The following is a 19,832-nucleotide window of genomic DNA, read 5'->3' as shown; positions in this document are numbered from 1 at the left end:
GGGATTATCCCCCCGTCATGGGCGGAAAGAAGGCCAGTTCGTCTCCCGCATGCACGGGCGAATCGAGGGCCGCGAATTCCTGGTTGATGGCACAGCGGATCGGCCCGCCCCCTGCGGCAAATACCTCTTCATAGGCCGCGCCGCGCCGGCGCAGCCCATCCATGATGTCCCGGACCGAGGGCACCCCGTCATCAGGCAGCACAAGCGTCTCCCGCGACCGGCCCAGCCGATCCCGAAGCCACGCGAAATACAGGATTTCCACCATGCGCGCTGCCTCCCCGTCATCGCCGCGCCGCCTCCCGGCCCGACCGCGAGGCTGTTCCTATCTGGAAACGCCTTGCGTGTCCCGCACCGTCTTCACGGTCCCGTCCGGGGTGATGATCGTGCTGGTCCCGTCGCCATTGGGAATGACGATGGTCGAGGCCGCCTGGCCCGATTGAGCAGGCACCGCATCCTCATGCCCAGCCGCCGGGCTCGGCGCCCGGACCGAAGGCACCTGCACGCCGCCACGAATCTCGGCCTGTTCGCCCGCGCTCAGCGTGCCGCCCTCGGGCAGGTCGGGGCCGGTCGCCGCGTCGGCGGGTAATCCGTCATCGGCGCCATGATGCTCCCGCGTCGCATCGCCCAGGGTGGGCAGCGGCGCGGGCGGACCGGGCCACATATTGCCCCCCTGCGGCAGGATCGGCCGTTCGGCGACCCCTTCCCCCCGCGCGCGGCGCAGATTTTCGGCATCCCCCGCCGGCAGGTTCGGATTGGCACCGGGAAACGTCGCGTCGTCGGCCATCAGCTTGCCGAAGCCGGCACAGCCCGTCTGCAATACCAGCAGCGAAAGCACCACCGCCCTGCGCATCATCATTCCCTCCGTCCGCGCCCGTTCCGCCGACGCCTGGAAGTCTGCCTATTCGTCTCTGCAACCACAAGTGGCATGAAATATGATGATACAATCAGGACGCGATTTTCGACGCACCGTCCTGCCGGCCGATATGCCGCAGGGCGGTCAGCAGGTAATCCCACCCGGTAACGACCGTCAGCACCGCCGCGATCCACAGCAGGACCGACCCGATAAGGCCGACGGGAAGCCACGGCATATGCAGCAGCACGCCCGTCCCGTCCCCGGCCAGCAGGAAGCCGATCGCCGTCATCTGGATGCCCGTCTTCCACTTCGCCAGGCGCGTCACCGGCAGGCTGATCCGGGTGGAGGCCAGGAATTCGCGCATGCCGCTGATCAGGATTTCCCGCGCCAGGATGATGATGGCGGGATACAGCGCCCCGAATGGCAGATTGTCGGTGCCGGCCAGCATCATCAGCGACGCCCCGACCAGCAGCTTGTCGGCGATCGGATCGAGCATCCGGCCAAGTTCGGAATATTGGTGGCGCGCGCGCGCCAGCCGACCGTCCAGGTAATCGGTGATCGCAGCCGCGATAAACAGCAGGCACGCGGCGAGGTCGGTCGTCGCGCTGCCCATCGCCACAAGGGCGACCAGAACGGGAATCGCCCCAATCCGCGACAGGGTCAGGATATTGGGCAGGTCGGTCAACATCGGGACACACCGTACAGCAAGACAGAACGAACAGGAACGGTACTTCACGCCGGTCTGATGAAGAAATCGCTCACATCTGCCGCACCGCCGCCAGCGGCAGGTTATCCGCCGTTCCAGCCGGGATGGAAATGGCCGTAGACGACGCGCGCGGTCTCGCGGTTGATCCCCGGCGTCGCTTCCAGTTCCGCCAGCCCCGCCTGCCGCACCCCCCGGGCCGAGCCGAACTGGTTGAGCAGCGCGCGCTTGCGCGCCGCGCCGACACCCGGGATCTCGTCCAGCTCCGACTTCACCAGCGTCTTGGATCGGCCGGCGCGATGGGTGGAAATGGCGAAACGGTGGGATTCGTCGCGCAGCCGCTGCAAATAGTACAATACCGGGTCGCGCGGCGGCAGCTGGAAGGCCGGGCGATCGGCCACATGGAACCATTCCCGCCCGGCATCCCGATCCGGCCCCTTCGCAATCGCCACCAGGGTCACGTCCGACACGCCAAGCTCGTCCAGGATCGCCCGCACGGCGGAATACTGGCCCGCCCCGCCATCGATCAGCACGATATCCGGCCAGTCCGCCGCCCCTCCCTCCGCCTCGCGCTCGCGCAGGGCACGGCTGAAGCGCCGCTCCAGCACCTCGCGCATCATCGCGAAATCGTCCCCCGGCGTGATCGGCCCGCGAATCGCGAATTTGCGATAGCTCCGCCGGTCGAACCCTTCCGGCCCTGCCACCACCATCACGCCATAGGCATTGGTGCCCATGATATGGCTGTTGTCGTAGATCTCGATCCGGCGCGGCGCGGCATCCAGCCCGAACAATTCGGCCACCCCGTCCAGCAGCCGGGCCTGGGCCGTGCTTTCGGCCATCTTGCGTTCCATCGCCTCGCGGGCATTCGTCTCGGCATGCTCGACGACCGCGCGCTTCTCCCCCCGCTGCGGCACCAGGATCTCCACCTTCCGGCCGCGCTTGATGCCCAGCGCGTCGGCCATCAGCTCGTGCTCCGCCAGTTCGCAGTTCAGCAGGATCTGCGCCGGCGGCGGCTTGTCGTCATAGAATTGCGACAGGAACGCACTCAGCACATCGCCCGGCGCCTCATCCCGCGCATGGATGGGGAAGAAGGCGCGGTTGCCGTTGTTACGGCCGCCACGGATGAAGAAGACCTGGATGCAGGACTGCCCCGCCACCTGGGCGATCGCCACGATATCGGCATCGTCCAGCGAAGCGGGATTGATGACCGACGAATCCTGCATCGCCGCAAAGCCGCGGATCCGGTCGCGGATGGTCGCCGCGCGCTCGAATGCCAGGCTGGCCGCCGCCTCCTCCATCTCTCGCACCAGCTCGTCGCGCAGGCCGTTGCGCTGCCCGGACAGGAAGGCCCGCGCCTGCTCCACCAGATGGGCATACTCCGCCCGGTCGATGCGCCCGACGCACGGCGCCGAGCAGCGCTTGATCTGAAAGAGCAGGCATGGCCGCGTGCGCGCGTTGAACACGGCGTCCGAGCAAGATCGCAGCAGAAACACCCGCTGGAGCAGGTTCAGCGTCTGGTTGACCGCCCAGGCCGAGGCAAATGGCCCCCAGTAGGATGCCCCCTTGACCAGCTTGCCACGATGTTTCGCGATCTGCGGAAACGCGTCGCCATCGCTCATCACGATCCATGGATAGCTCTTGTCGTCGCGCAGCAGGATATTGAAGCGCGGCTTCATGCGCTTGATATAGTTGGCTTCCAGCAGCAGCGCCTCGGCCTCGGTATGCGTGGTGACGATCTCCATCGTCACCGTCTCGGACACCATCCGCCGCAGCCGCTCGGGCAGCTTGCCGATATGGGTATAGGACGTCACCCGCCGCTTCAGCATTCGCGCCTTACCGACGTACAGTACCTCTCCCTTCTCGCCGATCATGCGATAGACGCCGGACGAGAGCGGCATGGTCTGCAAGGCCTGCTGAATCGCCTCGACCCCCCGCAGGCGCGGGGCGGCGGTCGCGTCGCCATCCATCAGGCGCCCCCCTCATTCATCCACCGATCATGTGGATAAGTCTGTGGAGCAGGCACGGGCAGAATCGTGCGGCGGGCAGTTTTCCTGCCCCCGGCTTGGATTGCATAAAAAAACAGCACAGAAAATAACCCGCTGATAATTATAAAAATTATCCCAATCCAACCTTGATGCCCGATGAACTCCAGGCAACCCGCCGAAAAATCGGGAATCGTTCGTCCCCTCCCGACAGGGCCCTGCACCATCCACCGCCCGGCCGCAACCCGATCCCCTTTTGTTCCTGACAGCGGGAATCGCTCTTGCCAGCCGGCGCGCGATGGGCAATGCCACTGATATGCGCATCGTGACGTGGAATATCAATTCGCTCCGCCTTAGGCTGCCCCTGCTCGCCCGCCTGGGCGAGGACCTGCGACCGGACATCATCTGCCTGCAGGAAACCAAGGTCCCCGACGACCTGTTCCCGGCCGATGCGGTCCGCGCGCTAGGATATACCCATATCCTGTATCGCGGGATGAAAGCCTATAACGGCGTCGCGATCCTGTCCCGTGTGGAACTCACCTCGCTCGACGACACGCCGGACTGGTGCGGGCGCGGCGATTGCCGCCACATCGCCGCGTCGTTCCCGCTCGGGGGGGACGCGGTCGAACTGCATAATTTCTACATCCCCGCCGGCGGCGACATCCCCGACCCCGAGGCCAATCCCAAATTCGCGCACAAGCTGGCATTCGTGGACGAAGCGACCACCTGGTTCGCCAACCGCCCCAACCGCCGCACGATCCTGGTCGGCGACCTGAACATCGCGCCGCTGGAGCAGGATGTCTGGAGCCACAAGCAATTGCTGACCGTCGTCAGCCACACCCCACCCGAAACCACCCGGCTGCTGGCCTGGCAGCAAAACGGCTTCGTCGACGCCATGCGACATTTCGTCCCGGCGGACGAAAAGCTGTACACATGGTGGTCCTACCGCAACCGCGACTGGAAAGCCTCCAACCGCGGACGCCGCCTGGACCATGTCTGGATCACAGCCGATCTGACGGATCATCTGGCCGGCATGACAGTACTACGTGACGCACGCGACTGGCCCACCACGTCCGATCACGTCCCGGTCGCTGTGGATTTCCGGGATTGCGAGCACGGGATCGGGGGCCTGCCCTAGCCCCCCGACTAGCCTGCGGCAGCAGCGATGGGTGACCGGGTGTTTTCTTGTCAATCTGTCCAACCTTTGACATAGAGCGTTGGCAATCTGACCAGAGGCGGATTTTTCTTGGTGGTATGTCGCGTGGTTCATATGATTCCCCAACACTCTCGCTTACGCACTGGCACCGCCAAATACCGTATGGCAGCACAGATGTCCGGCGTGCTGGCGAGCGGCCTGCTCTTCCTGTCAGGCTGTAGTTCCCTGCCCAGCAGCGGTCCCACAGAATCACAGTTTATTAGCGCACAAAAAGACCCGAAGAAAAACACGCTGGGGTTCGGCCTTGTACAGATCAGCTCCGACCTCCTGACAATTCTTGCCGGTGATTCTCCAACCCCGCTCTCCACTCTCGACAAGGTGACCGACCGGCCGACGAGCAACGACATGATCGGTCCAGGCGATACGATCCAGGTTTCGATCTACGAGATCGGCAACGGCCTGTTCGGCGGCGGGGGCGGCAATGCCAGCGGCGCGTCGATGGCCGCCGCCATGGCGGGCGGTTCTACAACCACCCAGAGCACCGGCAGCATTCTGTCGTCCGGCGGCACCGGGCAGGACCCCCAGAGCGCCAAGGCCATGCTCAGCAATCTGCCGCCGCTGAACGTCAGTGCTGATGGGACGGTCATCGTCCCCTACGCAGGCACGCTTCATGTAGCCGGGCGAACGGTGGATCAGGCCGCCGCGATGGTACGCGAGGCCCTGGCACGGAAATCGCAGGCGCCGCAGGTCATCGTGCGTGTCGTCCAGAGCGTAACCAACTCCGCTATCGTCTATGGTAACGTCGCGCGTCCTGGGCGCGTACTCCTCACCCCCACGCGTGAGCGCCTTATGGATGTCATCGCTTTGGCGCAGGGTAGCCCCCATCCGCCGGAGGATTCCGTCATTCAACTGACGCGCGGCAGCCATGTGGCGCGCGTGGCGATGAGCGTTCCGGAAAACGACCCATCGCAGAATATTGCCGTTCATCCCGGCGACCGGATCGAGGTCATCTACAAACCCAGAACCTTCACCGTCTTCGGTGCCACCGGCAGGGTGTCGGAAGTTCCATTTACAGTGCCTGAACTCTCCTTGTCCGAAGCCATCGCCAGGACGGGTGGCCCGCTGGACCAACAATCCGATCCCAATGGCATTTTTCTTTTGCGCTACGAAGACAACGACGTTGTCCGCCGGCTAGGCCTGCCCGTGACCGAGGGAAAGCCGGTCACGCCGATCGTATATCAGATCGACATGATGAATCCCGGAAACTATTTCCTGGGGCAGCATTTCGCCATGAGAGACAAGGACATGCTGTACTACTCCAACGCCAAGGCGAATAATTTCTACAAGCTGTTCGCCCTTATCAGCACAATCATCCAACCGGGTATTACGGCGGGCTACATGGTGGCGCGCTAACGCGTAAGCCAGGAAGCCCGCAACGAAACAGGATACGTGCAGTTTTTCGATTGAGGTTGGAGCAGGAAAGTCTTTCGATGTCAGATGAGTTTCAGGAACACCCTTCATTAGCCTTGGCACCCGCATCCCGGCCCGCCCGTATGGCGATGCCGTTTGCGAACGGCGTGGCTTTCGTTCAGAATAAGATCGGGACAGGACTTTTCTTTACCGTTATCGTGCCCAACATCTTGCTGTTTCTTTACCTTACACTCATTGCCACCCCACAATATATTTCCGAAGCCCATTTCATGGTGCGCGGCGAACATAGCATGGGCAGCATGCCGCTTTCCCTCGCGATGCAGACCGGCGCAGGCGAGTCCGTCACCAGCGATGATACGTTCGCCGTGCAGGACTATCTGATGTCGCGCGACGCCATGGCGCTTTTGCTCCGCAACGATAATCTCGCCCAGGTTTTTTCCCGTAAGGAGGGGGATTTCCTGGCCCGCTTCCCGAACTGGTATTCGCGACAGGACCTGGAGAGCTTCTATAAATATTACAAGAGGCACATCAAGGCTCAGATCGATTCCGACACATCCCTGTCCGTTCTGACAGTCCGGACCTTCAGCGCGGACGATTCACAGCGGATTGCAAAAGCGCTGATCGCGGCGGCGGAAGATTTGGTGAACGACATCAATCGCCGGCAGCGCGCGAATCTGGTTGACGCCGCGCAAAGGGAAGTGACCGAAACGCTGGATCAGATTCGCGACCTACAGACCCGCCTTGCTTCGTTCCGCAATACGAGTGCGATGATCGATCCAGAAAAGCAGAGCGTGCCGCTGATTTCGACGCAATACGCGCTGCAATCGCTGTTGACCGCCACACAGATGCGTCTGGACCAGACCCGTCAGACCTCTCCGGACAGTCCGACCATAGAGGTCTATCAGCAGCAGATCGAGAACCTGCGCAAGGAACTGGACGCAGCATCCTCCCGCCTGACGGGGGACACGCACTCCCTGGTACCGCAGTTGACCGAATTTGACGCCTTAACTATCCAGCGGCAGATCCTGCAGCAGATTCTAGCGGCGGAAGTGACCTCGCTGCAGAGCGCGAAGGCCCGGGCAGACCATCAGATGGTATTCCTCGAAGAGGTTACGCAACCCGACAAGCCCGATTATCCCACCTATCCGCCAACGATCGAGGTGATGGCGGTTTCCATCCTCTGCTGTTACGGTATTTTCATCATGGGACGGCTTCTCATCGCGGGCGCGAGGGAGCATCGGATCACATGAAGCGGCAATCGAAGCGGAGCAATACGCTCTTCTCCCATTTCAGGCTTCAATACAAGGTTATCCACGCCCTCATTCTGCGAGAAATCCATACCCGCTATGGACGCGACAATCTGGGCTTTTTGTGGGTCATCGGCGAACCCATCCTTTTTTGCGCAGGTGTCGCCATTGTATGGACGGCAATCCGCCCTGCCCGCGAACATGGATTGACCATGACGGCTCTCGTGGTGACGGGGTATGTCCCCCTTACCATGTGGCGCCATTGCATGGGGCGTGCCATCAAGGCGTATGAATCCAATGGTAGCCTGCTTTTCCACAGGCAGGTAACGCCTTTCGACATCATCACGGCACGCACATTCCTGGAAATCATAGGAACGATCATGGCAGGGATCATGGTGCTGGGCGGGGCTGTCGCGCTCGGCTACATGAAACCGCCGGAAAATTACGGCCTTATCGTTTTAGGACTGATCTATCAGTCCTTTTTTTCCTATGCCACGGCCCTGCTTGCGGCGTCCCTGAGCGAAATGTCCGATCTTGTCGAGAAAATCGTGGCCGTTATTTCCTACCTGTCACTCCCGTTTTCCGGGGCATTTATCATGGTCGCCTGGCTTCCCCTTCGTTACCAGTGGATTCTGATGCTGTCCCCTATGGCCAACAACATCGAGATGATCCGGGGCGGCCAGTTTGGCATCGAGGCCAGCGTCAGGTACGATCTTTTCTATGACACATGGATGACCGTCCTATTGATGCTCATCGGTATCATTCTGACCGCAGGCGTCAGAAAACATCTGGAAATCACGGGGTAAAGTCGTGAAGCGATGATAAAGTGCGTCGACATTGTCAAGGAGTTTCATACATCGTCGGGCGTGCGCCGTGTACTCAACGGCGTGAACTGCACGGTCCAGCGCGGCGAGAAATGGGGAATCCTGGGACATAACGGTGCTGGCAAATCAACTCTGCTCCGCATTATCGGCGGCGTCGACCTGCCAACATCTGGGCAGGTCGAACAGGACATGTCCGTCTCCTGGCCGTTGGCGTTTGGCGGCGCGTTCCAGGGCAGCCTGAGCGGGCTGGACAACCTTCGGTTCATCGCACGCATCTACGATCGCGATTACGGGGAAATGCGCCGCTTTGTAGACGATTTCGCGGAGTTGGGTCAGCATCTTCGGGAACCGGTCAAAACCTATTCTTCCGGCATGCGTGCTCGGCTAGCCTTTGCTCTGTCCATCGCGATCGAGTTCGAGTGCTATCTGATCGATGAGGTCATTATGGTCGGTGACGCCCGCTTTTCTGAACGGTGTCGCCGTGAACTTTTCGAAAAGCGCGCGGACCGGTCGCTCGTGATCGTTTCCCATAGCATGGATTTTATCAAGGATACCTGCGACCACAGCATGGTTTTGCGAGATGGCAAGATGACCATTTGTGACAGCGTGCAGGAAGGCGTGGATATGTATAACAGTTTTTAGCCGACCAATTTGGGGAATGCATCGTGCCTTCTCTCGATACCCCAGCCTGGCGACAGGGGAGACACTTACTTTCAACACCGGAGCAAGTGACCAAAAGGCGCCTTAGGCAGAGGCATGGGCGCTTTCTGAAGCAGGCTCAAAAACGGAATTCTACTAAGAACGATGGTAAAACAGACGAGCGGGTATCCCGAGCCGCCCCAAAGTACGCTCGACACGCGTGCCTGTTCCGCAGCCTCCTATCAGGGGTTGGATACGGACCCGGATGCCCCCCTGCCCTCTCTGAGCGACAGAGAAACGCAGTCGCCGTTTTCCGATCTGATGACACTTCCCTTGCCACGCAACGTCAAATGGTTCCTGACACGTCTCGTACCCGCAATCAGCCAGAAACTTCCCCGCGTCGACAGGCTATTGTCCACACTCTGTTACGCGTTCATCTTTTTGTTTGTCGCCTTCAGAACGCGTATCACACTGATCCAGATCGGAAGCATGAAGGCGGCAACCGGTCTCCCGATTTTATCAGGCGTGATCGCTTTTCGTGTTCTCGTTTTGTCGCGCCATGACCTAACGCGAGCCTGTGTCAATCCCGATGGCGCCACAACTGATATTGCCATGGCTACCCCGGTCCCGGTCCGCAAGATCGGCTCCCTGAAAATTTGGGTTGTCAACGCTTGGGTGGATACCGCCCGCCTGCCGGTTGGCCGACAGAAATTGCATCTCAATATTTATGCAGGCTCGCGTCATGCCGGGCACATTCGTCGCTTCGTAACTATCCGGCCGCAGGAGGATATTGCCGCCTGCCTTCCCGACGGCATCCAGGATTCTGATGCCTTCGTTCCCTCCCCATCTGACAAGACGATGGGGACGATCGATCACGTCCTGTCCTTGCCGGTCGAGCGGCATCGACCCCAGAGGCAGATTTTTTCCGGTGCTATCCGCTCCATTCTGATCCTGCGTACGGACCAGTTGGGAGACGTTTCGGCCTCGCTGCCCGCCATGGCGCGACTGAGGACGCTCTTCCCCGAAGCGCGCATCACCGTCCTGTCGCAAAAGGCCATTGCGCCCGTTCTGGTCGCCTCGGGGGTTGCCGACGAATATCTTTCGCTCTCGCTCTCCTACAACAGCAGAACCGAGCGGCGCTTCCTGACCGCCGAGGCCGAACATGCGGTGCGCGACAGCCTGCGCGGGCGAGAGTTCGATCTGGCGATCGACCTTTCTCCCGGAACCGAAAGTCAGCCCCTGATGCTGCTGTGCGCCGCACGCTATAGGGTGAGCTTCAAACCCGGCCAGTTTCCTTTCATTGATTTCGGTATCGAAGTTACCTCACGCGACAAGATAAATCGCAAGGCCGTCGTCAATCACGCGGCCCATGTCAGCATGCTGGTCTCCGCCCTCGAGGGTGCGATGCACATGCGCCAAACTGTCGTCCCCCGCCTTCCGTCGAACAGTGACGCCTCCATTCTTGGCGATCATGGGGTGGAGAAGAAGGGATACATTGTCGTGCATTCGGGCGCACGCCATCCCATCAATCGATGGCCGCTGCCCAATTTCCTAGCATTTTGCGCAGATTTCCAGGCCGTCGCGCGCATTCCGATTCTGTTGTTCATCGACAAGGATGATCTGACGGACGCCATAAAAGCGCAATGCGAGGGCCTGGATGGCGTCAAACTGATGCCATCCATCGACATGAATGCATTCGATACGCTTCTGTCGCATACCCTGCTTCTGGTCGCCAACGATACCGGACCAAAGCACCTGGCGGCCACCCGGGGCGTTAATGTCGTCAGCATCGCCATCCCGCGCGTGAACTGGCAGGAATGGGGGCAGAATCGCGGTGGTGTCATTCTCTCGCGCCGCGTTCCCTGCGCCGGTTGTGGCCTGAACGACCGGCATGCCTGTGGCATGGACGCGGCGTGCGTCGTGTCGGTACCCGTCGCAACCGTCCTGGAGGCCGCACTGGAAGAAATTGCTTATGGGAAGGGGGACACCCGGTCTGATTGACCGTGTACCGCGTGGGTAATTAAACCCGGATCAATCTGCTGTAGGCCATGGCCGCGGCAACGGGAACCTTCTTTGACAGGCGGGCACAACTCTCACGCATCCAAGCCAGCAGGTCATCGACCATGGGCGCGATGTGCTCCTGCCGCGCGGCGAGACGCTGCACCAGCGTTGCGGCATTGACGGCGCGCTCGGCCTCGAAGATCGCGTCGATCCTACGCACGGCTTCCACGGCGAGCGGTGCCTTACCGAGTTCGGCCAGCTTGAATAGGCCGCGCCGCGCGTGAGCCCAGCATCCCGCCGATATGACGGGCGCGGGTTTGCGGTCGGCGTCGAACAGCCGGTTATAGCCACCATAGGCGTCGGATTGCAGGATGCCGCTCCAGCCGGCGAGATGGTCCGTGGGATGTTTGCCCTTGCGATCACGGGAGTAGCGGAACCAGGCAGCGGGCGGTGCCGGTCCGCCGTTCCGCCGCCAGCACATGGGCGCGGACCAGCGCGAGCAGCGGCGCCAGGGTGGCAGTGCTCGCCCCCACCCAGTCGGCCAGCGTGGAAGTGTCGAGGTCGATCCCTTCGCGGGCAAAGGCCTCGCTCTGGCGGGTCAGCGGCAGGTGATCGGCAAACTTTGCCGGTTAGGATCGTCGAGAGCAGCCATGGTCCAGCGCAGCCCAGGGTGATCGGATGGAACGGTGCCGGCGGCTGGGTGATGCTCTCGCAGTCCCGGCAGGAGAATCTCTCCCACACCGTCTGGATCACCTTGAACCGGCGCGGGATCACCTCAAGCGTCTCGGTGACGCTCTCGCCCAACTTCGCCAGACGGGATGAACCACAGCACGGACAACGCGCGGGCGCGGGGATGACGACCCGCTCACGCGGCAGATCAGCAGGAAAGGGCCGACGCGGGGCGCTGCCGTTCGGATACCACTTCAGGCGAGACAATCGCGGCGCCCGGCACATTGGACGGATCATCCTCGGCGATTGCCGCTTCCAGATCCTCGAGTTCGAGTTCCAACTGGTCGACCAGACGCCGGCCGCGCTCCGAGGACGCGCCGAAGCGGTCCAGCCATATCTTGGCGATCAGCAGCTTCGGGTGCGCGACCATCGCCTCGGCACCCGTGGCGCACTGTTCCGCTTCCTGGCATGCCGCCTCGGACGCCGCCAGGACCGCCCGTAGCCGATCAATTTCCGACCTGTCGGTTTCCATGTCGACCATAAAAACACGGATCGGCCCGGTTGGGTATCAGCAACCGCGTCAGCCCGCCAATTCCGGCCGCCATACGCGCTGCGGATGCCGCCAGTCGATCCCTTCCAGCAAGGTTAACCGAGCTGGGCGGCAGAAAGAGCCACCACGCCATCTGCCGGAGACGGCCAGATGAACCGGCCGCGTTCCAGCCTCTTGGCGTAGAGCGACATGCCCAGCCCGTCGTGCCGGAGGAACCTTGATCAGGTCGCCGCGCCGGCCCCGGAACACGTAAAGACCGCCCGCATGCGGATTGCGGCCCAGAGTCTCCTGCACCCGCAGCGCCAAGCCCGGCATGCCAAGGCGCATGTCCGTCGAACCCATCGCCAGCCAGACCTGACCGCCCGATGGAACCGGGATCATCGTCGCAGCAGCGTCAGCACACGCTCGACCAGACCAAGATCCTTCCTGGCCGTCACGCGCAGGTGCAACCCATCAGGCAGCTAAATCTCCAGCCCCGCGTCAGTGCCCCCATCGGGCAATGCTAGACCGGACGGCAAGGCCGGGATCGTTACCGCCAGGAATTCCTGATCCGTCCTGCCGCCAAGCTCACCCCGCCGCAGTTGCCGCCGCCACGTCCAGAGCAGAGCCCGGCTAATATCATACAGCCGCGAAACCCGCGTCACGCTGTTGACCGGCGCATCACCCTCCACAACAAGCCGGAGCTTCTCCTCCACGCTCCGCCTTTCCATACCCGTGATGATTTCCATCCGATCTTCCGCTCTTAAAAACGTCCTTAAGCTCGCTCTTAAGATCAGAAATCACCGTTCACCACAGCAAGGCGGCTTTCACCGGACGGATACTCTAAATGAGCTATGCTGGGTTGTCGTCGTGTCGACACGTCTGATGACGTCGGCGTGTTCCTCGACACCAAAGGTTATGAGAATTAATTATCCGCAATCTAGCGGCCTATCCAAGAAATTCTCATGAGAATTTCTTGGATTAACAGAATACTAAAATATTGCGCATGCTTTCTCCATGTGTAGGGTAGCTACGAAACGATCATTGCCGCAACGTGCCTCCCTACCAACATGTGCGTTTGGGGCTAACCAACTTGTCCCAATACAGACATTTTTCCTTTTTCTTTCGGTTCCAGAAGCATTTTTTTTACTTCGCCGAAAACCTCGTCCACCGTGATGTATTTAATGCATGCTACATCATGCCCACATTCTTCGTAGTCATGATGCAATGAACAGCCAGCACATGGCACACGCCGGCTAATGGCTACTCCCGTCAGTTCCTGACCCCATTCAACCCAGCCAATCCGGGAAGAATGAATGCTCACCACTTGTGCGCCCCGCAGTGAAGCTAGGTGTTTGGGGCCGGAATCATTGCCGACGAAAACTGAAGCAAAGGATAAAAAGGCGTCGAAATCGTCAAATGGAAGCTTCTGATTGATATAAATGATGCGCCCGTCGGCCAGCATCGGCGCGGGCAAAAGGGCTTTCTGGTCCTCCGTCTCCGCCATGAAGACAACAACCTTGCCGAGTTCCTCGACGATCTTGCGGGCAAGGTCAGTATAATGCGGCCATTGTGTGAACTTGATCCGCGAGCCACTGTGGAGGACCACATAATCGACATCCTCCAACAGACCGTAGGAAATTAATGAAGTGCGTGAGAGATCGTCGCGCCGGACAATCTTCGCGCCGCTGTTTACGGACAAGGCAAGAGCTTCAACGAGCATCCGGGTACGCGCCGAATGCTTCATGAAGTCATTGCCCGTGCGGGGGTCATGACTGGAAATACTGACTTCGATTGATTTAAGACTACCACCGAAGCCGACTGTAAGCGGAGCCCCCACCAGCGGCAGCAGTCGGAACGAATTGCCGCTGACAGGCATGTCGATGACGAGGTCAAATTTGTATGGCTCGAGTTGGCGCATCAGGGCTTCCTGCCCCTCACGCTCCATGACGCGCATCTGCTGGTAGGGGTCATCCGGAAAATCGACGATAACGATATCGTCGAACACGCCCAATGTGCGTGCAAGGCCCTCATTCGCGTGACTGAGCAATCCGGTGATCTTCGTGTCCGGGAAGATCTCCTTCAGACGCATGAGCGCCGGCACCGACACCACCATGTCGCCAAGCTGGTCGGGACGAAGTACGGCGATATGCTTCGGCTTGAATGGCAGCGAGTTGGGCGAGCATTTGTGAACGACGCTCGGACGTCCATTGATCTGCTCGACAAGCGACCTAGATGAGTTCGGGTCGGGCGGTGCCACCACTCCGTCGGAATCGCCGAACAACACTGAGTCCACCGGATCGGCGACGATGATTCGATCGCGCCGCCAATCCACTCCCTCTCGCATGTCGCCGCGGATGTTCACGGCGCGGAACACGAGGTCGTGCCAGCCTCTTGAGACGTCACTAAAATCTATCCACGCATTATATACATATTTCTTGATGTTCCTGTTCGTCTTTTCCCGGCGCTGTGGGGCAGCGATAAGGTCGCCCTTGTAGATCCGTTTCCCATCAAGAAAAATTTCGATATGGGTATAAAGAATGTCCGAGACGATATAGCCGCGCAGACAATCTACGCCCCGGACAGTCGCCCCCCGGCCCCAACGGGTAATCTGATTGAGCCCATTTCGCGTAAAAACGAAGGCCTCGCGATGCTCGATATAGAGTTCGTCCTTGCTACGGGCAAAGATCTCCGGATCTACCAGCGGGTTGAGCGTGGGATTGTCGATCTCGTCGCCACGAGCAAGAAGCAGCTTCTCTGCCTCGATCTGCTGGCGTTCCTCCTCGCGTTGAAGTTCGAAACTTGACCTCAGATTCTTAAGTTCGCGGCGAGGTTCATCCCAGTCCGGCGCAACGATCAACGATCGCTGATAATACCGCTCAGCGTCCTTGAAGCGGCCAACCGTCTTGTAGAAATGGCCCAGTTGCAGGAGAATTTCCTTATTGTCTGCGTCTAGCGCATCAGCTTGGAGATATCGCTCTTCGGCGGCGGGAAAATCGCGCGCCTCCTTATGCATATGCCCGGCCTGAAGAAGAGTCCCCGCCGTAACGCCGCCGCAACGCAGAACTTCCTCGTAGAGTTCAGCAGCTACCACGTAACGCTTCTGCTCACGCGCTGCTTCGGCCCGCCGCAGAATGTCGCGCCGGGTTGCCTTGCCGAGGAGCCGCAGGTTATCGACGATATGTAGGAAGTGGGACTTACTCTTTGTCAAGAAATCACCTGTCTGTTCTCGATTGAATATTGCCGATGTGAAAGTCGTTGTGTTTTTCACAGGAAGCCTGCCCTGCACCGATGATTCGTGTTAAACATATCCTCCCGATGGCTATGGTCGGTCTATCATTCGTCCATTCACCCTCAACTCTTTTTTAAATAACTTTGATAATGTCTCAACTTCTTCTCTCTATATGAATTGAAACTCAATAGCATCATGAAACAAAAACTCATTGTAAACACTTTAGCAGGTTACGAATATCAGAAGTCTATGTCACATGTCACATGTCACGTCAGGACGTGACGCGCCAGACCTTCTGATACCCGCAATAGAGAACGGTAGCCCCAATTGTCGTAAGAAATTGATTGACGATCAACCCTTTGCCACCCAGCCCGAGGGGGGCGACGTCAAAGTCGTCAATGCACACAATCGTCCCCGAACCGATAAGCCGGCGAGCTGCCATGACCTCCATGGCATGATGAATCGCGCTCGGCATCGGATTCGCGATGTCGAGGTCAAACGAATCAAGATAGATCAGCGCGGCTGGCTCCCCCGCTATCGCCCCGAGCATATCGAGAGCAGCGACCGAGTCATTCAGGATAGTACTCGTGGCGCTGCTGCACGCACGCCTGGCGCTGTCGATGCTGCGTTCGTTGACGTCGATCGTAACGACCCGCCCCTGACGTTCGCGGACATACCAGTCGAACTGGAAGGTACTTTGTCCATCTCCCTCCCAGTTACCTGGAACGCGGAGACACCCCGTCTCGATGATCAGGGGGTTCGCATGCGGATCGAGCGCATCAAAGATCGCAGCGAAGCCATCCGCCCGCTTACCGAGACGCCCGCGCAGATAGGTCTCAAAGCCCGTGCGAAAATCGCACCGCGAAGCATCCGGTGGTAAACCGACATATTCATAATCCGCTTGCGTGACCCAGTCTATGCCGCCGGTATTCGTCCGAGCCAGTTTTGACAAAATCTCGACCGACGGCCCACTCGCGATCTCGGCCGCGAGCGCTTCCACAGTCTCGGGTCCGTCATGGAGTCGGGACAGGAAAGCTTCCCCCTCGCCACCGCTCAGCTTGTCCATCAGTGCTAGCAGCCGGCCTTTTTTCGTTCCGGAAAACTGGGTATCGGACGCCTTCTGTCTGCGAACTGGTTTCCTCGCCATGCCTCTCTCCGGGAGCATCCTGTGAATCTGTTCGGGCGGAAACTGTCCTAATCCGGCAATACCGTCTCGAACCGTACCATTTCTCGGCCCGCCCCATAGATATGATAAAGCGAACTGGCAGGCATATGATCGACGAGAGGCGCGCCCGCCTCGTCAAGGCGATCAATCCATCCCCCCCCCAGACGGACTGGGGCGTAGCGCTCGAGAAACCCCAGGCTGATGCGATGTGTCAGCACACCGTCATTCCTGCCTAGATCGCGTCGGCGGCAAAGCAAGCGTAATAGCTCCGTTTGAGGCCAGATGCGGGTGGATCGCTCGAAGACGACGCCGTCATCGGTCATCGCGTCATACACGAAGCCGGTACGTGATGGATCGCTCCCCTTAGACAGCCCCACATGAAACAACCGCTCCGTCGTCGCATGCAGCAGGTCCGCCTCTGCTCCGCCTGGCGCGGCAAGGCGCTCATATTCATGCAGTAGCCATGCCCATTCGAAAAGATGTCCCGGTTCGACCCTATTCCGGCCCGCAGGCTCGGACGGCAGCCACCCGCAGTCGAAAAATTCAAGCAGCAGGCCCGACCGAGGATCGATCAGATGATCGAGGCCGAGCTTCGTGAGAGCGCGGATCCGATCATGATAGAATGCATCGCCTGTCACCTCGAACAAAACGAGATAAGCTTCAAGCAAATGCATGTGCGGATTTTGCCGACGTAGCTCGTCCATCGCCGGAACGACATCCTTATAACCGCCATTTTCGGCCGCAAAAATGCGCTCGATCTCGTCGGCCGTGCGGCGAGCGATGCGCCGATAGCGATCTTCGCCGGTCAGGCGGATCGCCCAGCCATACGCAAATAGTATGAAAGCATGGGCATAGAGATCACGCCGCCGATCCGCTGGGGCCCCATCTGCCGACAGCGAGAAGATCCAGCCAGGCGAGCCGTCGCTGCCGTGGTAGAGGCGCTCCACTATGTCGAGGCAGCGTACCGCCGCCTGCGAAATGTCATGAAGGCCGTCGAGAGCGGCACGGCAATAGGTCGCGACTTGACGGGCCTGGACCATCAGGCGTAGCGCCCCCATGGGCACCGGACTTCCGTCCCAAGCGAGGCGCTCGTGGAAAAGGCCGCGATGGTGATCGAAACCGTCACCGCACCATAAAGGCAGTGCCATGGAGACGAGCCAGTCTCTCCAAGCCACGTTCGGGGGCGTTCCGTTCGTGGACGGACACACCGAAGCATTATCATATTCTGGCATGATTATTTGGTTCATACCTTAAACTGCGGCCTGCGCCATAGGCACGCCCTGCATTTTCTGGACAATGGAGGTCGTCGAGCGTCCGGAAATAAGGTCGACGAGTACGACGGAACCACCATAAGATTTCACGAAATCGCCGCCAACGACCTCATGTTCCTGATAGTCAGCACCCTTGACAACAACGTCTGGCCGAAGGGCCTGGATGGTTTCGAGCGGCGTGTCCTCATCAAAGACTACGACCAGATCCACGTCGCGAAGCGCGCCGATAACGGTCGCCCGCGCCTGCTCGTCCTGAAGCGGGCGGCTAGCCCCCTTCAACCGCTTGACCGAAGCGTCGCTGTTGATGGCAACGATCAGTTTGTCGCCGTGGCCGGCTGCCGCTCGGATCAGCGCGATATGACCGGGATGCACGAGGTCAAAACAGCCGTTGGTGAACACCACCCGAGCGCCATGATGGTGCCACTCATCGATAATGGCGCTGGCGCGACCGAGCGCGACGGTTGCTCCGCTCTCCTTCATTTCCGCCATCAATGCGGCGCTCAATTCGGCGCGCGAGACTGTCGCCGTGCCGAGCTTACTGACGACAATCGAGGCCGCACTCGTGGCGATGACGACAGCCGTTTCCAGGTCCTGACCCGCCGAAAGCACGCTGGCCACCGTCGCGACCACCGTGTCCCCTGCCCCGGATACGTCGTAGACTTCCGATTTATGCGCGTGGACATGGGTGACTTGCCCCTCACGTCGGAACAGGGTCATACCCTCTTCCGATCGCGTCACCAGAACATTACCGCCGAACTGTGCTGAGACCACACGAACAGCTTGCTCAATCTCGTCATCGGTGCGTAACGGCAACCCGGTTGCTTCGGCAAGTTCGTTACGATTGGGCGTAACGAGGAAGGCGCCACGATAGGCCGAAAAATCCTTGCGTTTGGGATCGACGATCACGGGAACGCCTCGCGCGCTCGCGATGGCAATCACCGCTGCCAAAACGTCATCGGTGAGCACGCCTTTGGCATAGTCCGAACATACGACGACGTCAGCCTTGTCGATAGCGATGCGCGCGGCCTCGATAAGCCGGCTACGCGTCGCTTCCGTCGGCAATTCGATCCGCTCATCGTCGATCCGCACGATCTGCTGGCGCCCGCTAAGGACGCGTGTCTTGGTAATTGTCGTCCAATCCGGATCGGCCACAATCCCGGCAATGTCGATACCAGGTGTCCCCACGAGTACAGCCCTCAGCGCCTCCGCCGATTCATCTTGGCCGACCAGACCAACCAATGTGACGGAACAACCAAGCGTCGCGGCATTCATCGCCACGTTGGCCGCGCCTCCAGGAACGGCAGTCTGATGGGCGCGCAGCAGCACGGGCACAGGTGCCTCGGGGGAAATCCGGCCTACCGAACCATGGATATAGCAGTCAAGAAGGAGGTCGCCGATGATCGCCACCCGCCCAAAAGTGAAATCATTAATCATGAGCCTGTTCCAGTGACCGTCACAGAGAGGAAAGAAGAAAGGAAGGTGGACAAATCGCCTCCTGGAAAAAGCTGGCCCGCGATTCCGGCCGCCGCCGCAGCATCGATATCGGTCTGCTTGTCGCCGATCAGGAACGACTTCGCACGGTCGATTGGCAAATCGGCAATGGCCCGAAGAATCATACCGGGATTCGGCTTGCGATCCGGATGGTCGCAACGGTAAGATTCAATTATGGCATCCGGATGGTATGGACAAACATAGAAAGCGTCGATCGAACCGCCTTCCGAAGCAAGTGCGCGGGCCAAATGTGCATTGAACCGCGCGACGTCATCCTCGCCGAACAGTCCGCGCGCGACGCCGGACTGGTTCGTGACGACGACGGTCAAATAGCCCAGCTTTTTCGCCAGTGCGATGGCCCGCGCCGCGCCAGGAATGAGTACCATGTCTTCCAGGCAGTGCGGATAGCCCGTATCGACGTTGAGCACGCCGTCGCGATCAAGGAATATGGCAGGCTGGAGGATTACTCCCCCTCCGTCTTCCCTATGAGCGCCATTCGGCAAGACAGACACGCCCATTAAGCACCTCATTTCACGCCTGATCGTATCCCCAAGCGGCGCCCTTCGACGATGCCATCGAGGGCATCGATCACCTCATCGTGGTAATGCAAACAGCATCTCCGGTGCAAGCGGAGACGGC

General features: G+C 60.0%; 20 protein-coding genes and 2 pseudogenes. 6 read left to right on the top strand and 16 right to left on the bottom strand.

The genetic code is table 11. The features are described 5' to 3' along the window. Window positions 1–4 precede the first annotated feature (4 nt). From HLH27_RS07565 to uvrC, 4 genes are all read right to left on the bottom strand, one after another. Window positions 5–265, bottom strand: a complete 261-nt coding sequence (locus HLH27_RS07565; RefSeq protein WP_182949193.1) for a MoaD/ThiS family protein — start codon at window positions 263–265, stop codon at window positions 5–7. Window positions 266–322: 57 nt separating this feature from the next. Then, window positions 323–856 (bottom strand): hypothetical protein, encoded by a 534-nt coding sequence (locus HLH27_RS07560; protein ID WP_246375604.1) that lies wholly within the window; start codon window positions 854–856, stop codon window positions 323–325. Window positions 857–944: 88 nt separating this feature from the next. Beyond that, window positions 945–1,541, bottom strand: a complete 597-nt coding sequence (gene pgsA, locus HLH27_RS07555) for a CDP-diacylglycerol--glycerol-3-phosphate 3-phosphatidyltransferase (protein WP_182949191.1) — start codon at window positions 1,539–1,541, stop codon at window positions 945–947. 101 nt (window positions 1,542–1,642) lie between these two features. Continuing rightward, a complete protein-coding gene (gene uvrC / locus HLH27_RS07550) occupies window positions 1,643–3,523 on the bottom strand; it encodes an excinuclease ABC subunit UvrC (protein WP_182949190.1) in 1,881 nt (626 codons plus the stop codon). Window positions 3,524–3,854: 331 nt separating this feature from the next. Between uvrC and HLH27_RS07545 the strand changes: the two genes are divergently transcribed. The 6 genes from HLH27_RS07545 (at window position 3,855) to HLH27_RS07520 (ending at window position 10,836) form a co-directional block, all read left to right on the top strand. After that, window positions 3,855–4,676, top strand: coding sequence for an exodeoxyribonuclease III (locus HLH27_RS07545; protein ID WP_182949188.1), 822 nt, complete (start codon window positions 3,855–3,857; stop codon window positions 4,674–4,676). A 192-nt stretch (window positions 4,677–4,868) separates the two neighbouring features. Next, on the top strand, window positions 4,869–6,107 hold the full coding sequence (locus tag HLH27_RS07540) for a polysaccharide biosynthesis/export family protein (protein WP_220790323.1): 1,239 nt from the start codon (window positions 4,869–4,871) through the stop codon (window positions 6,105–6,107). 77 nt (window positions 6,108–6,184) lie between these two features. After that, complete coding sequence (locus tag HLH27_RS07535) at window positions 6,185–7,375, top strand: capsule biosynthesis protein (RefSeq protein WP_182949186.1); 1,191 nt, start codon at window positions 6,185–6,187, stop codon at window positions 7,373–7,375. Then, window positions 7,372–8,178: an ABC transporter permease gene (locus tag HLH27_RS07530; RefSeq protein ID WP_182949184.1), complete on the top strand. Its 807-nt coding sequence runs from the start codon at window positions 7,372–7,374 to the stop codon at window positions 8,176–8,178. Before HLH27_RS07535 ends, HLH27_RS07530 begins: the two co-directional genes overlap by 4 nt. 12 nt (window positions 8,179–8,190) lie before the next feature. Further along, a complete protein-coding gene (locus HLH27_RS07525; RefSeq protein ID WP_182949182.1) occupies window positions 8,191–8,838 on the top strand; it encodes an ABC transporter ATP-binding protein in 648 nt (215 codons plus the stop codon). 162 nt (window positions 8,839–9,000) lie between these two features. Beyond that, window positions 9,001–10,836: a glycosyltransferase family 9 protein gene (locus tag HLH27_RS07520; protein WP_182949180.1), complete on the top strand. Its 1,836-nt coding sequence runs from the start codon at window positions 9,001–9,003 to the stop codon at window positions 10,834–10,836. Window positions 10,837–10,855: 19 nt separating this feature from the next. Here HLH27_RS07520 and HLH27_RS17055 read toward each other — a convergent pair whose 3' ends face one another. From HLH27_RS17055 to HLH27_RS07480, 12 genes and pseudogenes are all read right to left on the bottom strand, one after another. Then, window positions 10,856–11,317, bottom strand: coding sequence for an IS66 family transposase (locus HLH27_RS17055; protein ID WP_275943895.1), 462 nt, complete (start codon window positions 11,315–11,317; stop codon window positions 10,856–10,858). Next, window positions 11,256–11,402 (bottom strand): hypothetical protein, encoded by a 147-nt coding sequence (locus HLH27_RS17335; RefSeq protein ID WP_408870817.1) that lies wholly within the window; start codon window positions 11,400–11,402, stop codon window positions 11,256–11,258. The genes HLH27_RS17055 and HLH27_RS17335 overlap by 62 nt, the downstream gene beginning before the upstream one ends. A 202-nt stretch (window positions 11,403–11,604) precedes the next feature. After that, a pseudogene (locus HLH27_RS17050) lies at window positions 11,605–11,790 on the bottom strand (IS66 family transposase); the annotation flags it as partial. After that, window positions 11,714–12,046, bottom strand: a complete 333-nt coding sequence (locus HLH27_RS17045; protein WP_246375601.1) for an IS66 family transposase — start codon at window positions 12,044–12,046, stop codon at window positions 11,714–11,716. The gene HLH27_RS17045 and the pseudogene HLH27_RS17050, both read right to left, overlap by 77 nt. Before the next feature lie 104 nt (window positions 12,047–12,150). Beyond that, the gene (gene tnpB / locus HLH27_RS17330; RefSeq protein ID WP_408870816.1) at window positions 12,151–12,246 is read right to left on the bottom strand and encodes an IS66 family insertion sequence element accessory protein TnpB; all 96 of its coding nucleotides are present in this window, start codon (window positions 12,244–12,246) and stop codon (window positions 12,151–12,153) included. 40 nt (window positions 12,247–12,286) lie between these two features. Next, window positions 12,287–12,436, bottom strand: a pseudogene (tnpB, locus tag HLH27_RS17325) (IS66 family insertion sequence element accessory protein TnpB); the annotation flags it as partial. A gap of 80 nt (window positions 12,437–12,516) precedes the next feature. After that, window positions 12,517–12,783, bottom strand: a complete 267-nt coding sequence (locus HLH27_RS07505) for a transposase (protein ID WP_182949178.1) — start codon at window positions 12,781–12,783, stop codon at window positions 12,517–12,519. A gap of 335 nt (window positions 12,784–13,118) precedes the next feature. Next, window positions 13,119–15,245: a glycosyltransferase family 9 protein gene (locus HLH27_RS07500; RefSeq protein ID WP_182949177.1), complete on the bottom strand. Its 2,127-nt coding sequence runs from the start codon at window positions 15,243–15,245 to the stop codon at window positions 13,119–13,121. 292 nt (window positions 15,246–15,537) lie between these two features. After that, window positions 15,538–16,413 carry a hypothetical protein gene (locus HLH27_RS07495; protein ID WP_182949175.1) on the bottom strand — a complete coding sequence of 292 codons (876 nt, stop codon included), beginning with the start codon at window positions 16,411–16,413 and terminating at the stop codon, window positions 15,538–15,540. Between the two features lie 47 nt (window positions 16,414–16,460). Continuing rightward, a complete protein-coding gene (locus HLH27_RS07490) occupies window positions 16,461–17,579 on the bottom strand; it encodes an AGE family epimerase/isomerase (RefSeq protein WP_275943894.1) in 1,119 nt (372 codons plus the stop codon). A gap of 102 nt (window positions 17,580–17,681) precedes the next feature. Further along, the gene (gene rfaE1 / locus HLH27_RS07485; RefSeq protein ID WP_182949173.1) at window positions 17,682–19,136 is read right to left on the bottom strand and encodes a D-glycero-beta-D-manno-heptose-7-phosphate kinase; all 1,455 of its coding nucleotides are present in this window, start codon (window positions 19,134–19,136) and stop codon (window positions 17,682–17,684) included. Continuing rightward, window positions 19,133–19,711, bottom strand: a complete 579-nt coding sequence (locus HLH27_RS07480) for a D-glycero-alpha-D-manno-heptose-1,7-bisphosphate 7-phosphatase (protein WP_182949171.1) — start codon at window positions 19,709–19,711, stop codon at window positions 19,133–19,135. Before HLH27_RS07480 ends, rfaE1 begins: the two co-directional genes overlap by 4 nt. Between the last annotated feature and the right edge of the window lie 121 nt (window positions 19,712–19,832).

The sequence above is a fragment of the Gluconacetobacter takamatsuzukensis genome, from assembly GCF_014174275.1.
In the GTDB taxonomy this organism is placed as follows: Bacteria; Pseudomonadota; Alphaproteobacteria; order Acetobacterales; family Acetobacteraceae; genus Gluconacetobacter; species Gluconacetobacter takamatsuzukensis.
Note: the sequence above shows the minus strand (reverse complement) of the source record. Positions and strands in the feature narration are given on the sequence as shown.

Excerpts from the sequence above, each read along its gene's own strand:
- HLH27_RS17055 (WP_275943895.1), bottom strand. The coding sequence starts at position 11,317 with ATGTGCTGGCGGCGGAACGGCGGACCGGCACCGCCCGCTGCCTGGTTC.
- HLH27_RS07545 (WP_182949188.1), top strand. The coding sequence starts at position 3,855 with ATGCGCATCGTGACGTGGAATATCAATTCGCTCCGCCTTAGGCTGCCC.
- HLH27_RS17045 (WP_246375601.1), bottom strand. The coding sequence starts at position 12,046 with ATGGTCGACATGGAAACCGACAGGTCGGAAATTGATCGGCTACGGGCG.
- uvrC (WP_182949190.1), bottom strand. The coding sequence starts at position 3,523 with ATGGATGGCGACGCGACCGCCGCCCCGCGCCTGCGGGGGGTCGAGGCG.
- HLH27_RS07560 (WP_246375604.1), bottom strand. The coding sequence starts at position 856 with ATGATGATGCGCAGGGCGGTGGTGCTTTCGCTGCTGGTATTGCAGACG.
- HLH27_RS07530 (WP_182949184.1), top strand. The coding sequence starts at position 7,372 with ATGAAGCGGCAATCGAAGCGGAGCAATACGCTCTTCTCCCATTTCAGG.
- HLH27_RS07525 (WP_182949182.1), top strand. The coding sequence starts at position 8,191 with ATGATAAAGTGCGTCGACATTGTCAAGGAGTTTCATACATCGTCGGGC.
- pgsA (WP_182949191.1), bottom strand. The coding sequence starts at position 1,541 with ATGTTGACCGACCTGCCCAATATCCTGACCCTGTCGCGGATTGGGGCG.
- HLH27_RS07535 (WP_182949186.1), top strand. The coding sequence starts at position 6,185 with ATGTCAGATGAGTTTCAGGAACACCCTTCATTAGCCTTGGCACCCGCA.
- HLH27_RS07520 (WP_182949180.1), top strand. The coding sequence starts at position 9,001 with ATGGTAAAACAGACGAGCGGGTATCCCGAGCCGCCCCAAAGTACGCTC.
- HLH27_RS07490 (WP_275943894.1), bottom strand. The coding sequence starts at position 17,579 with ATGGCACTGCCTTTATGGTGCGGTGACGGTTTCGATCACCATCGCGGC.
- HLH27_RS07505 (WP_182949178.1), bottom strand. The coding sequence starts at position 12,783 with ATGGAAATCATCACGGGTATGGAAAGGCGGAGCGTGGAGGAGAAGCTC.
- HLH27_RS07495 (WP_182949175.1), bottom strand. The coding sequence starts at position 16,413 with ATGGCGAGGAAACCAGTTCGCAGACAGAAGGCGTCCGATACCCAGTTT.
- HLH27_RS07565 (WP_182949193.1), bottom strand. The coding sequence starts at position 265 with ATGGTGGAAATCCTGTATTTCGCGTGGCTTCGGGATCGGCTGGGCCGG.
- HLH27_RS07480 (WP_182949171.1), bottom strand. The coding sequence starts at position 19,711 with ATGGGCGTGTCTGTCTTGCCGAATGGCGCTCATAGGGAAGACGGAGGG.
- tnpB (WP_408870816.1), bottom strand. The coding sequence starts at position 12,246 with ATGTCGCTCTACGCCAAGAGGCTGGAACGCGGCCGGTTCATCTGGCCG.
- rfaE1 (WP_182949173.1), bottom strand. The coding sequence starts at position 19,136 with ATGATTAATGATTTCACTTTTGGGCGGGTGGCGATCATCGGCGACCTC.
- HLH27_RS07540 (WP_220790323.1), top strand. The coding sequence starts at position 4,869 with ATGTCCGGCGTGCTGGCGAGCGGCCTGCTCTTCCTGTCAGGCTGTAGT.